The sequence below is a fragment of the Croceitalea sp. W27 genome, from assembly GCF_055693185.1.
This window is the reverse complement of the sequence record NZ_CM146327.1, coordinates 649,703-664,493: the sequence shown is the minus strand read 5'-3', so window position 1 is coordinate 664,493 and position 14,791 is coordinate 649,703. Positions and strand designations below refer to the sequence as shown.

Annotated in this window: 14 protein-coding genes; 1 reads left to right on the top strand and 13 read right to left on the bottom strand. The window is 37.8% G+C overall.

What is annotated here, in order from left to right; translation table 11 throughout:
• Positions 1 to 87: 87 nt before the first annotated feature.
• The 6 genes from ACZ1GR_RS03105 to ACZ1GR_RS03080 form a co-directional block, all read right to left on the bottom strand.
• On the bottom strand, positions 88 to 543 hold the full coding sequence (locus ACZ1GR_RS03105) for a GNAT family N-acetyltransferase (RefSeq protein ID WP_472610784.1): 456 nt from the start codon (positions 541 to 543) through the stop codon (positions 88 to 90).
• 3 nt (positions 544 to 546) lie between these two features.
• Positions 547 to 1,203: a DinB family protein gene (locus ACZ1GR_RS03100; RefSeq protein ID WP_472610783.1), complete on the bottom strand. Its 657-nt coding sequence runs from the start codon at positions 1,201 to 1,203 to the stop codon at positions 547 to 549.
• A 30-nt stretch (positions 1,204 to 1,233) separates the two neighbouring features.
• Complete coding sequence (purL, locus tag ACZ1GR_RS03095) at positions 1,234 to 4,902, bottom strand: phosphoribosylformylglycinamidine synthase (protein WP_472610782.1); 3,669 nt, start codon at positions 4,900 to 4,902, stop codon at positions 1,234 to 1,236.
• Positions 4,903 to 5,022: 120 nt separating this feature from the next.
• Positions 5,023 to 5,565, bottom strand: coding sequence for a CIA30 family protein (locus ACZ1GR_RS03090; RefSeq protein ID WP_472610781.1), 543 nt, complete (start codon positions 5,563 to 5,565; stop codon positions 5,023 to 5,025).
• On the bottom strand, positions 5,565 to 6,266 hold the full coding sequence (locus ACZ1GR_RS03085) for a class I SAM-dependent methyltransferase (RefSeq protein ID WP_472610780.1): 702 nt from the start codon (positions 6,264 to 6,266) through the stop codon (positions 5,565 to 5,567). The genes ACZ1GR_RS03090 and ACZ1GR_RS03085 overlap by 1 nt, the downstream gene beginning before the upstream one ends.
• Positions 6,267 to 6,354: 88 nt before the next feature.
• Entirely contained in the window at positions 6,355 to 7,566 is a 1,212-nt protein-coding gene (locus tag ACZ1GR_RS03080; protein ID WP_472610779.1) for an RsmB/NOP family class I SAM-dependent RNA methyltransferase, read from the bottom strand.
• 51 nt (positions 7,567 to 7,617) lie between these two features.
• Between ACZ1GR_RS03080 and ACZ1GR_RS03075 the strand changes: the two genes are divergently transcribed.
• The gene (locus ACZ1GR_RS03075) at positions 7,618 to 8,655 is read left to right on the top strand and encodes a WD40/YVTN/BNR-like repeat-containing protein (protein ID WP_472610778.1); all 1,038 of its coding nucleotides are present in this window, start codon (positions 7,618 to 7,620) and stop codon (positions 8,653 to 8,655) included.
• An 8-nt stretch (positions 8,656 to 8,663) separates the two neighbouring features.
• On the opposite strand, the gene ACZ1GR_RS03070 is transcribed toward ACZ1GR_RS03075, so the two are convergent.
• The 7 genes from ACZ1GR_RS03070 to ACZ1GR_RS03040 all read right to left on the bottom strand — a co-directional run bounded on the left by ACZ1GR_RS03070 (position 8,664) and on the right by ACZ1GR_RS03040 (position 14,756).
• The gene (locus ACZ1GR_RS03070) at positions 8,664 to 8,903 is read right to left on the bottom strand and encodes a hypothetical protein (protein WP_472610777.1); all 240 of its coding nucleotides are present in this window, start codon (positions 8,901 to 8,903) and stop codon (positions 8,664 to 8,666) included.
• A gap of 244 nt (positions 8,904 to 9,147) precedes the next feature.
• Positions 9,148 to 9,498 (bottom strand): DUF6515 family protein, encoded by a 351-nt coding sequence (locus ACZ1GR_RS03065; RefSeq protein ID WP_472610776.1) that lies wholly within the window; start codon positions 9,496 to 9,498, stop codon positions 9,148 to 9,150.
• Positions 9,499 to 9,610: 112 nt separating this feature from the next.
• On the bottom strand, positions 9,611 to 10,063 hold the full coding sequence (locus ACZ1GR_RS03060; protein WP_472610775.1) for a hypothetical protein: 453 nt from the start codon (positions 10,061 to 10,063) through the stop codon (positions 9,611 to 9,613).
• Positions 10,047 to 10,562: a hypothetical protein gene (locus ACZ1GR_RS03055; RefSeq protein WP_472610774.1), complete on the bottom strand. Its 516-nt coding sequence runs from the start codon at positions 10,560 to 10,562 to the stop codon at positions 10,047 to 10,049. The genes ACZ1GR_RS03060 and ACZ1GR_RS03055 overlap by 17 nt, the downstream gene beginning before the upstream one ends.
• A 33-nt stretch (positions 10,563 to 10,595) precedes the next feature.
• Positions 10,596 to 11,138, bottom strand: a complete 543-nt coding sequence (locus ACZ1GR_RS03050) for an RNA polymerase sigma factor (protein ID WP_472610773.1) — start codon at positions 11,136 to 11,138, stop codon at positions 10,596 to 10,598.
• Between the two features lie 87 nt (positions 11,139 to 11,225).
• Entirely contained in the window at positions 11,226 to 13,049 is a 1,824-nt protein-coding gene (locus ACZ1GR_RS03045; RefSeq protein WP_472610772.1) for an ABC transporter ATP-binding protein, read from the bottom strand.
• Positions 13,050 to 13,052: 3 nt separating this feature from the next.
• Positions 13,053 to 14,756: a phospho-sugar mutase gene (locus ACZ1GR_RS03040; protein ID WP_472610771.1), complete on the bottom strand. Its 1,704-nt coding sequence runs from the start codon at positions 14,754 to 14,756 to the stop codon at positions 13,053 to 13,055.
• Between the last annotated feature and the right edge of the window lie 35 nt (positions 14,757 to 14,791).

Here is a 14,791-nt window from a genome sequence, read left to right as displayed (position 1 = left end):
AGTTTCTATTAAGTAATTGCAAAATAGGGAAAGCAAGCGGGATTTTAAAATGACATCTCTAAAAACCAAGCCAAATAATTGCCAATCTTATGGTAAATGAAGTTTCATTCCTGCATGGGTGGCTTTAAAACCAAGTTTTTCATAAAAGTGCAATGCTTCAGGCCTCTTTTTATCCGTTGTCAGTTGAACAACATGGGCTCTCTTTTCTTTAGCTCTTGCTATTGCCCATTTAAAAAGTCGTTGACCAATACCTTTTCCCCTATGTTCTTCATGAATTCTAACGGCTTCAATTTGAGCGCGAATGCCTCCTTGATAAGTCAAGTATTGAATAAAAGAGAGTTGTAAAGTACCAATTACAATTTGAGATTCATTTTCTAGCACTACTAATTCTTGATTCGGGTCGGAAGCAATATTGTGAAATGCCTCGTAATAGCTATCCGGAAGCGGGATTTTAAAAATTTCCCTTAGCATACCTAATTTATCATTGGCAATCATTTCGACAATGGCGACAACATCATCTTTTTTTGCTGGACGAATAGTCATTACTTAAACTATTCTTGACTTGATAAATTTAAATTGTCCATTATGGTTGGATTCATGTTCGCACACATGAAACCATTTGCAGTAATTATTGGTCGCCCCCCACGGAAATTCCTTATCCACCTTCATCAACCAATCATCGTCACGTTTTTTAAATTCCGCTAGTGTAAAGTCACGAACCTTTGTCATCTCTTCTAAATAGTATTCGTATGGTTTGCCTTTTATTTCTTTTCTAGCTTTTGCGCCCAATCCTGAAGCAACTGACCATTTCTCGGAATCTTCTTTAGACCAATCGCCCCATTTTTTGTTTTCAAATGTGTGAATTTGATAAAAACGTTCCGTAGCTGCTAGGTGCATTAACATAGCCCCAATACTATTTGCTTCATCATCGACTAGATAATCAAGGTCTGAAATACTCATATTCTTAACCGGAGATAGAATAACCATGCGCATCCAATTCATCATAGAAACTAAAGTTCCTACCTGTGGTGTATAACCCTCTTTAGGGCCGACAATATTAATATCACTATCTTGGGTGAAACTTGGTAAAGGTTGTAAATGCGGCGCAGCCATCACCCCAGTGGTACCGAAAGCACCAAGAGTTAGTAATGATGATTTTTTAATGAAATTTCTTCTGTCTACTGTTGGTGATTGATTATTCATGTTTCTAGGTTGTTTGTTAGTACCTTCAAATTACGAATTTTCAACAACCCACTCCCTAGCATTAACAAAAGCTTGTAACCAAGGTGAAACTTTGTCGTCTTGCTTGTCTTTTGGGTAATGCGCCCAGTTCCAAGGAAAAATTGACCTTTCTATATGTGGCATGGTTACCAAATGTCTCCCCGTTTTGTCACAAAGCATAGCGGTGTTAAAATCGCTTCCGTTAGGATTCGCCGGATACCCTTCGTAACCGTATTTGGCAACAATATCATAGTTTTCTTCGGAGAGTGGCAGACTGAATTTACCTTCCCCATGTGAAATCCATACACCTAGCTTAGCCCCTTCAAGATTAGAAAGCATTACAGAATTATTCTTTTGAATTTCTACCGAAGTAAAATTACTCTCATGTTTTCCAGAATCATTGTAGGTCATCTTTCCGTGCGTTTTGTGCTCGGGATTGATGAGGTCCAATTCCATAAACAACTGGCAACCATTACAGATACCGATAGATAGGGTGTCAGGTCGTGCGAAGAAATCGTTGATGACTTTGTTCGCTTTTTCATTGTATTTGATAGCCCCTGCCCAGCCTTTTGCACTGCCTAGCACATCGGAGTTTGAGAATCCGCCCACAGCACCTAAAAACTGAATGTCTTCCAAAGTTTCCCGACCGGATATCAAATCAGTCATGTGAACATCTTTTACATCAAAACCAGCTAAAAACATGGCATTTGCCATTTCACGTTCGGAGTTACTTCCTTTTTCACGAAGAATGGCTGCTTTTGGTTTCTCAACTCCGCTTGAAGTGATGGGTTGTTTCCCGTTAAAGTTATCAGGGAAAGCATAGTTTAAAGACTGTACCTTGTAGTTGTTATAACGGTCTTTTGCCAAACCATTAGCCGTTTGTTTATTGTCCAATAAATACGAAGTCTTAAACCAAGTATCACGAAGGGAGTTAACATTTAAACCTATTTCTACCCCGTTATTTTTGAGACGTAGCTCTCCTTCTTCAATGACATGACCAAGTTTGTAGAAATCTAATCCAACTGATTCCATCAATTTTTCAGTGGCAGCATCTTTGGTCTGAATAACAAGGCCAATATTTTCAGCAAACAGCACTTTTATGACATCTTGCTCTCCCAATGGACTTAAATCGAGTTCAGCACCCAAATTATTGTCAGCAAAGCATAGTTCTAATAATGTTGTAATTAATCCACCAGAACCAATATCATGGCCAGCAAGAATGTGTCCGTCAACAATCAGTTTCTGTATGGTGTTAAAAGCTGTTTTGAAATAAGCCGCATCCATGATGCTTGGTGCTTCGCTACCAATACTGTTTAATATTTGACCAAAAGAAGAACCACCAAGTTTAAAGGTGTCTTTAGATAGATTGATGTAATAAATAGCTCCGCCATCTTTTTGTAAAACAGGTTCTACAATTTTAGTGATATCGTTGCAATTTGCAGCTGCCGAAATCACTACAGTACCAGGGGCAATAACCTCTTGGTCTTTGTATTTCTGCTTCATAGAAAGAGAATCTTTCCCAGTTGGTACATTAATGCCTAAGGCAATAGAAAAGTCCGAAATCGCTTGTACGGCCTCATATAAACGGGCATCTTCTCCTTCATTTTTACAGGGCCACATCCAATTCGCCGAAAGTGAAACAGACTGTATGCCATCTTTAATCGGTGCCCAAACTAGATTCGTTAAAGCTTCGGCAATACTATTTCTGCTTCCAGCAATCGGGTCTATTAGTCCTGAAACGGGTGAATGTCCAATACTTGTGGCAATTCCTTCTTTACCTTTAAAATCTAGCGCCATTACGCCAACATTGTTCAAAGGCAGCTGCAATGGGCCTGCACATTGTTGCTTAGCTACTTTACCGCCCACACAGCGGTCAACTTTGTTGGTGAGCCAATCTTTGCACGCAACAGCTTCTAATTGTAAAACTTGATTTAGATAGTCATGAAAATGCTCCAAAGAATAGCTAGCATCTTTATAATGTACTTCGACTTTGGAGTCTTCCATAATGGTCTTTGGTGAACTTCCGAACATATCGGAGAGTGCTAAATCCATTGGTTTTTCACGAGTTGTTTTAGACTCAAAGGTAAATCGATGTTCGCCGGTTACTTCGCCTACTTCGTACATAGGGGAGCGTTCTCGGTCGGCAATTCGTTTTAAGAGGTCTGTATCTTTTTCGCCAATGACCAAGCCCATACGTTCCTGACTTTCGTTGCCAATAATTTCTTTGGCAGATAGGGTAGGGTCACCAACGGGTAATTTATCTAAATCGATTTGGCCGCCAGTATCTTCTACCAGTTCCGAAAGACAATTCAAATGCCCGCCTGCACCATGGTCGTGAATGGAAACAATCGGATTATCATGGCTTTCTACCATGCCTCTTATGGCATTAGCTGCGCGTTTTTGCATTTCTGGATTAGAACGTTGTACAGCGTTTAATTCAATTGCGGATTCAAACTCTCCGGTATCTGCGCTAGAAACGGCTGCTCCACCCATACCAATTCGATAATTGTCACCACCAAGAATTACGATTTTATCACCTTTGTTGGGCGTATCCTTTAATGCTTGTTCCGCTTTGCCATAGCCAATACCGCCTGCTTGCATAATGACTTTGTCGTAACCTAGATTTTTATTGTCTTCATGGTGTTCAAACGTAAGCACAGAGCCTGCTATTAAGGGCTGCCCAAATTTGTTTCCAAAGTCCGAAGCTCCATTTGAAGCTTTAATCAAAATATCCATAGGGGTCTGGTAGAGCCATGGTCTTGCTGGAAAAGCATTTTCCCATTCCCTATTTTCTTCCAAACGCGAATATGCAGTCATATACACTGCAGTTCCCGCTAAAGGTAATGAGCCTTTTCCACCGGCAAGACGGTCACGAATTTCACCACCCGAACCAGTGGCAGCGCCATTAAAAGGTTCTACCGTAGTTGGGAAGTTATGTGTCTCTGCTTTTAACGATAATACGGAATCAAACTCCTGTTCTTCGTAAAAGTCAGGCTTGTCAGCAGTTTTTGGGGCAAATTGTACCACTTTTGGGCCTTTTATAAAAGCTACATTGTCCTTGTAGGCAGATACGATATCATTGGGATTTTCAGCTGATGTTTTTTTAATCAGTTTGAACAAGGAAGTTGGCATTTCTTCACCATCAATTACAAAAGTGCCATTGAAAATCTTATGCCGGCAATGCTCAGAGTTTACCTGACTAAAACCAAACACTTCTGAATCTGTAAGTTTACGACCAATATTTTTTGAAAGATTTTCCAAATAATCAACTTCGTCATCACTTAGTGCCAAACCTTCTTGTTGGTTATAAGCAGCAATATCATCAATAGGTAGAATTGCCTCAGGGATAACATCAATTGTATAAATATCTTGATGTAGCCCACTGTACTTTTGGAGTAGCATGGGATCAAAATCGGTAGAATTTTCCTCTACCGCTTTAAATTCTTCAATACGAATTATCCCTTCAATGCCCATATTTTGTGTGATTTCTGTGGCATTGGTACTCCAAGGGGTAACCATCGCGGCACGTGGGCCAACAAAAAAGGCGTCCAGAGACGCCGCGTTTATTTTTGGTTGGTTACCGAATAACCAAGATAATTTTTTTTCATTTTCAGAGGTGATTTCTTGAGCAGTTTGGACAGCGAAAACTTTAGTCGCAATATCCCCAAAGAAGTGAATCATAAGTGCCTATCTATTGTACAGATTAAGAAAACGCAAATTTACGATTTTTTACTCCTTTTAAAGTGAGAGTTTAAAACAGTTTTTAACTAAAGTTGTTGATAGTTTCTCAAGTCTATTTCTTCAATCTAATGCTTTGATAATTTGAATTGATTTGATGAACAATTCAAAATTTTGCGCTTTTTTATTACCAATTAAAAACCTGAGTTCTTCTAGGTTTGTTTTGTCAAAATTTGGAAAGTCTAATTTTCTACCACGAAAAGTTGGGTAGAGGTCGGCCAAGGTGAACTCTAAGCTTTGCCATTTGCCCGTAGTATTAAATTTAGTGATATAACTGTAATAATCGTCCCTATTAGCTTTAACTCTAAATTGATAGCTTTTTCCATCACCCTTGAGCTTAATAAGCAATTTGCTTGTGGGATTAATTTTTATAGTTTCCATGTTATAACGGACTGAAGAGAATCCGCCGTTATTTTCCAAAGAAACTTCTCCTGAAAATTTCCCATAACCATCATCGGTTACTTCGAAATTTCCTGAAGAACGCCCACCCATCACGACATCATCTACAACAAACCAATTTTTAACAGTAGGGTTTTCTTTAAAATCAACAATAGTTTGAGCGGACATAGTACTGGTTAAAATGAATAAGATTACTACTGATTTCATTAGTTTTTTGTGAAAATCATACAATGTTGCCAAGGTAGGTTATCCATATTTTTTTCTAATGTGAATCCTAGGCCTTTCAATTCTTTTACAGCTTGATTTTCAGTCATTTTGTGGAGTTTTTTGATAGGTACTTTGGCATCTTCACCGCGATATTCGATTAAAAATAACCTTCCATTATTTCGCATAGCCTTTTTTATGGATAGCATCATTTCATAAGGGAAACTCATTTCATGGTAGACATCTACAATAAGCACTTTATCCACTGAATCTGGTGCAAGATTCACACTTTTCTCGCTTCCTTTTACTAAGACTATATTTTTGAATTCTCCATTAACTCTTTTTTCTTTCATGGCAGCCAGCATCTCATCTTGAATATCAACTGCATAAATAGTTCCTTTGGAGGCTATCTTGGCCATTTTAAATACGTGGTACCCAGAACCAGCCCCAATATCGGCAATATTATCGGTAGCTAAAATGTTCATATTCTCAAGTAACTTCTCAGTATTTTCTTCCGCTTCACGTTCAGTACGCTCGAGCCAAGTCATACCTTGGTAGCCCATGACATGGGCAATTTCCCTGCCATGGTACCATTTTCCAATTCCGCTATAGTCACCTTTTTTGTAGGTGTAAATATCTTGTGCTAAACAATTTGCGCAGCTTAGTGCCAATAGAATACCAAGGGATTTTTTTATTCCGGTCATGTTAACGCTAATTTTCCTTGGTCAGGTTGTTTTCAAAGGTACTTAGCCTAGAGATCTTAAATACTTAAGAAAACTCTAAAATATCAATCTATTTTTTAGTTAGTAAAGCCATGTAAAAGCCGTCAAAACCATGTTCAGAGGCATAGATGTTTTGCTCTTTTTCAAAAGTGAAGTTTGAACCCTCTTCTGAAGCTAAAAATGACTGTACTTGTTCAGAGTTTTCTTCTGGCAATATGGAGCAAGTGGCATAGACCATCTTGCCGCCAGGCTTTACCATTTTAGAGTAGCTTCTAAGAATGTCACCTTGCACTCCTTTTATTTTATCTATAAACTCGGGTTGTAGTTTCCATTTAGAATCTGGGTTACGACGAATTACCCCTAAACCAGAACATGGGGCATCTAAAAGCAAACGGTCCGCAGAATTATATAATTTTTTAATCACTTTAGTAGACTCTATAGCCCTTGTATCTACATTATGAACTCCATTTCTTCGTGTACGAACTTTTAGTTTTTTAAGTTTACTCTCATAGATATCCATAGCAATAAGTTGCCCCTTATTTTCCATTAGCGAGGCTAAGTGCAAGGTTTTACCTCCAGCGCCGGCACAAGCATCTATAACACGTTGACCGGGCCCAACTTCTAAATATGGAGCGACGAGTTGTGATGAAGCATCTTGAACTTCAAATAATCCATTTTTAAAAGCTTGGGTTACAAAAACATTTTTGCGTACTACCAGTTTTAGCGCATCTTTGACTCCAGAAATAGTTTCGGTTTCTATTTCTTCGGCCTTTAAAGCTGCACGAAGTTTTTCTTTTGAAGTTTTTAAGGTATTGGTTCTGAGAATAACTTCGGCTTGGGCGTTTAAAGCGGCAATTTCTTTGGTCCATAAATCGTTACCCAGAGCTTTTGCGCCGCGTTCATCCATCCAATCCGGTATGGATTCCCTAAATTTTCGAATTTTGGATAACTCATCGAACCTACCTTTAATGCGTCGTTCGGGAGTTTCTTCTAATTGTTTCCAATCTGGCAGTTCAATACCTTTAAGCACGCACCAAACGGCAAAAAGGCGGAACAAGTTTTGACGGGAATAAGGTGCATTTACCTCAGCAATTTCAGTATACAGGCGCTTCCAACGAACAATGTCATAAGTAGTTTCTGCAATAAAACCACGGTCACGTGCACCCCAGCGCTTATCATAACGCAATACTTTTTCAATAACCTTGTCAGCATATTCATTTTCATTGAAAATCATGCCAAGGGCATCAATAACGGCAAATACCAAATTTCTGTGTAAACGCATGGTTTATAAATAAGGGTGCAAAGGTAGGGTTTGTTCCTTATTTTTGATACTATGAAAAAATACTTCTTTTTAATGATTTTTAGTGGCATTTTGATAGGCTGCCAATCTAAACCTAAATCAAATCAGTATACTGCTCTTGATATTGAAACAGTTTTTAAAGATTCTGTAAGTATACGGGCCATTGAATTTTTAGATGCCAATACCTTGGCTTTTGGCGGGAGCAACGGAATGTATGGCACGGTTGATATACCTACTGGAAAAGTGCGCACAAATACCATGAAATACCATACCAGTATTCCAGAATTTAGAGCAGTTGCGCATACATCAACGGATTTTTTCATGCTTTCTATTGGAAATCCGGCCTTGCTTTATAAAACTGGGGACAATGGCAAGATGGATTTGGTGTATATGGAAGAAGGTGAAGGCGTATTTTATGATGCCATGAAATTTTGGAACGATAAAGAGGGTATTGCCATTGGCGATACCATGAATGGCTGTTTGAGTATTATTATTACTAGAGATGGTGGTAATACCTGGACCAAAACCCCATGTGACCTGTTACCTGAATCTGAAGGTTTAGAAGGTGCATTTGCAGCTAGTAATACCAATATTGAAATTATTGGACCGCATACTTGGGTGGCCACTACTGGCGGTAGAATATTTTATTCGTTAGATAAAGGTGAAAGCTGGTCATCTAAAAAAACACCAATCATTCAAGATAAAGAAACCCAGGGCATCTATTCCATTGATTTTTATGATAAAAAAACTGGTTATGGTATTGGCGGTGATTTTACCGAACCTGAAGCGAACAAAGCCAATAAGATTCTGACTACCGATGGTGGTGCCGTATGGCTGTCCGTGGCCGACGGTAAAGCTTCCGGCTATAAAAGTTGTGTACAATACTTTCCGGGTTCTGGCGGACAAGATTTAGTTGCTGTTGGTTTTACCGGGATTGATTATTCCAATGATGGTGGAACTTCATGGAAACAACTTAGCGATGAAGGTTTTTATACGATTCGTTTCTTAAATGAATCTGTAGCCTACGCGGCAGGGAAGAATCGTATAGCCAAGCTTGTTTTTAAACAGTAGAAAAAAAATTAAGCGATTTTGGCTTTATTTCTTTTAGTGGTAAAGGACAATTCTTTTTTTACCCTTGTGTTCTTGAATTTGTAAACTCTTGCAACGGTATTTGTTTTCACAACGGTTGCCTTTTCTATTTTGATATCGATGACAATTTCGTAAGTCAATGTTTCAACCTTAACTTCTTTGCTAGGGCTTTGGGCCATAGCTGTCGCTCCGATGATGAAGAAGAAGATAAAAGTGAATACTGTTTTCATGACTTGGGTTATTTTTACATTGTAAAATTAACCCAGAGCCCTTGTTGAAGGCGATTTTGGTCGTTTAGCGATTTAAAAAACTCGTTGTAAAACAGTTGTTCAGATAAAGTGTATTTTATCTTCGACAAACGTTTTTAAATCAAAATACCACTTACCGAAACAAGCTGCATTTTGTCGTATATAAAAAAAGATGGAGCAACTTAAGTTGCTCCATTTTCTAATAATTTGTAATTCTAATCAAAAATTAAACATTGACTACAATGTAATTACGACCAGATTTTTTGTACCATATTCCCTTGTACTTATATAATTTTCTTCCATTTATAACAACAACTTTGTTACCTCTTGGTAGATTTCTCACTTTTACACCTAAAGGAGCCGCACAAACTACATAGTTTCTTCCTCTTGCTTTGTACCAGACCCCATCAGAAAAATAGAAGTTGGTTTTTTTATGGACAACCACTCGAGGTTTTTTGACTGTTTTTACAATTGTGCCATGTTTTGGATAGACCTTAACGACTGTTTTTTGTGCGCTTAGAGTAATCATTGCCCCGAACAAGGCCATTACAAGAAATAAGATTTTAAGACTTTTCATAATGTAGATTTTTATGGGTTTATGTATCTATGACCCTGATTTAAAGAGATGGTTTAATTAAAAAAGGGGCCAATTGGCCCCTTTTTTAAACGTTTTATCGAAACGTAAAAAATTATTGTCCGTTTCTTCTTCTGCGATATTGTTGGAGTAGTTTCTTTTTAAAGCCATCCTCTGCCTTGAACAATTTGATGATTTTCTTTGCAGACAGCACACCTTTCAAATTGGTAAGGTATTCGCTTTCCATTTCACGTTTTTTTACTTGTAAGTCTATAAATTTAGAAAGTAATTTTTCTGCTTCATCATCGGTAATAGCCGATAAATCAGCAAAATGCCCACCAAACTGCCGCCGCTCTTGAATACGGAACTCATCCATCTTTTCTTCGTGCGCATTATAAACCGGCCAAAAATTTTGTGCCTCTTTGCTACTTAAACTTAACTGTTCTGTTAAGTAAGCTACTTTTAAGGTTTTTATACGTTCTCTGCCTGGTCCCGGTCCTTGAGCCGAAATACTCAAAACCGTACACCATAAGGCAAGTAAGACAGCTATCTTATTCAAATTCATCATAATCTAAATTTAGGTCTTCAATTTCATCAGTGGTTTCATTCAAGTAATCTAGAATTAGTTCACCTTCCTCAGTATTATTAGCATCCGTAATATCCAATACGGATACGTTGTCAAGATTTATAACTTCAGCTAATTCATATGAGCTGAATTCTAAATCGGTTTTATCAAAATAAGCATCTATTTCATTAGAAGCCAAATCCTCAAAGTCAAACTTAGCCTGATTGCTATTTTGATTAAAGAAAACGACCATTAGCACAATTGCTGCTACCGAGGCCACTGCGTAATAGTACTTTCTATAAGAGTGTAATTGTACAACCTTAGGTTTCACCTTATCGGAAACAGTGCTATTGAACGTATCAAAATAAGTCTCAGGCAAGGAAAAGCCATCGTTTTTGGGAATATTGGATTCTTCCTTAGCGATTTTATCCATCAACCGTTCATTAAAGCTATTAAAATAGCCTTTAGGTGTTTTGTGTGGATTTTTGTGGTTCTTTTTCATTTCAATTATTAGACATTAATAGGTCTAAAAGGTTTAATCTGCTCTAAGATACGTTTCAATTTTTTTTACTGCTAAATGATATGATGCTTTCAGTCCTCCAACTGATGTTTCCAAGATTTCGGAAATCTCTTCATATTTCATTTCTTGATAGTATTTCATATTAAATACCAGTTTTTGTTTTTCAGGAAGCTTTGCCAGCGCTTTCTGAAGTTTCAACTGAATTTCTTCACCTTCAAAATAAACATCGGCCTGTAAATTTTCAATAAGGTGCTCTTGCAGTTCTTCGTTGCTTACCCCTAATTTCCGAGATTTTTGTTTTAAAAAACTTAAAGACTCATTGGTTGCAATCCGATACATCCAAGAATACAGCTTGCTTTCTCCTTTAAAACCTTCAATGCTTCTGTACACCTTTATAAAGGTGTTTTGTAGTACATCGTCGGCGTCATCATGGTTCAAGACTATTCTACGAATATGCCAATACAAACGTTCTTTGTATGCATCGACTAGCACCTCAAAGGCTTTTGCCTGAGTGTTTTTGTTTTTCAGTTCGTTTACTAAGGTCTGTTCAGCAATCAAAAAGCAGGATCGTTTCGTACTATGACTACTAAATTACTAAAAGGTTTAGTTTGATGCTTAAACACTTGTCTTTATTGGACCGGTAGATTAACCCATATTCTGCATCTGAACAAGTTTCTTGTAGCCTTTGCCAGACTTCATTAACTCATCATGCGTGCCTTGCTCCATAATCTCCCCTTTGTTCAAAACAACAATACAATCGGCACTTTGTATCGTTGAAAGACGATGTGCTATTACAATTGAAGTTCGATTGCGCATCATTTTTTCTAAAGCGTCTTGCACTAGACGTTCACTTTCGGTATCGAGAGCAGAAGTTGCCTCATCCAGAATCATAATAGGCGGGTTCTTTAAAACAGCCCTAGCTATGGATAGGCGTTGTTTTTGACCACCACTTAATTTATTGCCACTATCGCCAATATTGGTATTGTATCCTTCCGGCAATTCCATAATAAAATCATGGGCATTGGCAATCTTAGCGGCCTCTATGATTTCTTCATCAGTAGCATTTTCCTTACCTAGGCCAATATTCTTTTTAACGGAATCATTAAATAGGATGGAATCTTGCGTAACCAAACCCATAAGACCTCGCAGGGATTTCTTTTTGATGTTTTTGATATTTATGCCATCAATTAAAATTTCACCTTTATTTACATCGTAAAAACGTGTCACCAAATTGGCTATTGTACTTTTTCCGCTTCCAGATTGGCCCACTAGCGCAACGGTTTGCCCTTTTTTTACGTTTAGGGTGAAGTCTTTAAGTACATAATCTTCCTCGTATTTAAAAGAAATCTTGTTTAGATATATGCTTTCTTCAAACGTTTCTTTTGTTAAAGAATCTGATACATCTTTAATTGGATTTTCTGTTTCGAGAATATCTAAAACACGTTCTGCTGCCGCGTTTCCTTTTTTAACCCCATATGAAGCTTTACTAATTGCCTTTGCCGGAGTTAAAATGTTATAGGCAAGACCCATATAGGCTATAAAGGAAGAAGCATCCAAGGTTTTGTCCACTAAAACCATTTTACCACCAAACCATAGTAAAACCCCTATAACCAGTATACCCAAAAATTCACCGGTAGGTGATGCCAAGTTCTGCCTGTTCAACAAACTATTGGAAAACCTAAAGAAACGCTCAGTAGAATTTTTAAATGTTCTATAAAATCGAGATTCAGAATTGAATGCTTTAATAACTCTAAGACCGCCCAAAGTTTCTTCTACAATAGATAAGAATTCCCCCTGTTCTTTTTGAACCCTATCGGATTTCTTTTTTAAAGACTTTCCAATTCTTGAAATAATCATACCAGCAATCGGGATAAAAACAAAAACAAAAATGGTAAGCTTTGCGCTTATACCGAACATGATAAGAATAGTAAAAAGTATGGTAAGAGGTTCTCTTACTATTAACTCCAATACGGATAGGAAAGAATGTTGAATCTCAAGTACATCAGAGGTGATTCGTGCAATGACATCACCTTTACGTTTTTCAGAAAAGAAAGAGATGGGCAAATCCACAATCTTTTTGTACATATTATTGCGAATGTCTTTTAGTACTCCATTTCTAAGAAAAGTGATGAAAAACATCGCTAAATAGTTGAATACATTTTTAAAAAGAAACAAGACCAAGACCAATCCAACAACAAGAACGAGTCCTTTCATATCGTCATCACCTGAATACGCAGTTACACGATAATTAATATATTCTTGCAGGTAGTCCTTTAACCCTGAAAAGCCCTTATAAACAGGCTCTGCATAAACCTTTTGCTCAGGTTTAAAAAGCACATCTAACATTGGAATAAGCGCCGCAAATGATAGTGCACTAAACAAGGCGTAGAGAATATTAAAGAAAATATTTAGAAATCCGTATTTGCGATAGGGTATCGCAAACCGTAAAATCTTTTTAAAGTAGTTCATTCACTATAAATTCAGTTCAGAAACGATTCCCTCTAACTTGGAATCTAACTGCGAATTTACGGATTTAAAATCCTCGGCTTTGGTTAATGTTGTGTTAGTGCTTATGTAAAATTTAACCTTGGGTTCTGTTCCGCTTGGTCGCGCAGCAATACGCGTACCATCTTCTGTTTCATAAATCAAAACGTTGGATTTTGGTAGATCAATTGCCTTTTCTTCTCCAGTTTGTACATTTTTCGAAATCGACGTATTGTAATCTTCTATCCACAACACTTTTGAGCCTTGGACACTATCTACAGGGTTTTCTTTAAAATCCTTAAGCATTTGCTTGATTTCTTCGGCACCGCTCATTCCTTTTTTAGTAATAGATATCAATTTCTCTTTGTAAAAACCAAATTCTACATAAGCATCAATCAAATCTTTGTAAAAACTACTTCCATTTGCTTTTGCTTGGGCTCCAATCTCACAGGCGAGTAGGGTAGAGGTTACGGCGTCTTTATCACGTACAAAATCCCCAACCATATATCCAAAACTTTCTTCGCCACCACCGACAAAAGTCGATTTAGGAAAGTCTTTTATCATTTTACCGATCCATTTAAATCCTGTTAAGGCCGTTTTAAATTCAACACCATAAGCTTTTGCCATTTGCTCCATCATTGGCGTAGAAACGATAGTTGTGGCAATAAATTCATTGCCTTTAAAACCTTTTGCTTTGTATTGGTCCAATAAAAACTTGGTCATTAGCACCATGGTCTGGTTGCCATTGAGAAGCTCCATTTCACCATCTAGGTTGCGTACAGCAATACCTAAGCGGTCACTGTCAGGGTCAGTACCTACTACCATATCGGCGCCAATTTCTTCTGCTCTTGCAATCGCCATGGCCAAAGCTTCTGGCTCTTCAGGGTTTGGAGATTTGACCGTAGGGAAGTCTCCATTCGGTTCTGCTTGTTCTTCAATAACGGTTACATTGTTATACCCCGCTAGTTTTAAAACCTCTGGTATAGCTGTAATAGAAGTCCCGTGGATAGAAGTGAAAACAATTTTGAAATCATCTTTACCTGCTGCATTAAAATTTCCGTTTTTCACAGATTCATTAAAAAAAGCTTCATCAACTTCTTTGTCTATGGCTTCAATTAGGTTATGATTGGCATCAAACTTTATATCTTCAAAAGAGAGCGAATCAATCTCAGCAATAATCTCACCGTCTTCGGGGGGTACAATTTGTCCGCCATCCGTCCAATAGACCTTGTATCCATTATATTCTGGCGGATTATGCGAAGCGGTCAGTACAATACCCGCGTGGCAATTTAAATGACGTACGGCAAAAGACAGTTCAGGGGTAGTGCGCAAAGCGGAAAAACGAAAAACCTTGATGCCGTTAGCAGAAAGCACTTCGGCCACAACTTGCGATAAGGTATCACTATTATGACGGCAATCATATGCGATAACTACTTTAATCTCTTGACCTTTGTATGTTTTTTTTAGGTAATTGCTGAGTCCTTGGGTACTCTTGCCCAAGGTATATTTGTTGATTCTATTGGTGCCAACACCCATAACACCTCGCATACCACCAGTACCAAATTCTAGGTTTTTATAGAAACGTTCCTCAAGTTCTTGGGTATTGTTTTGTAGTAAATCTTGAATCTCTTTTTTGGTCTCTATATCGAAGAAATCAGTTAGCCAAGATTTGGCGGTGCTTAGAACATCCATTTGTATAGTTTTTTGGTGTTTTTAAAAGTACAAAG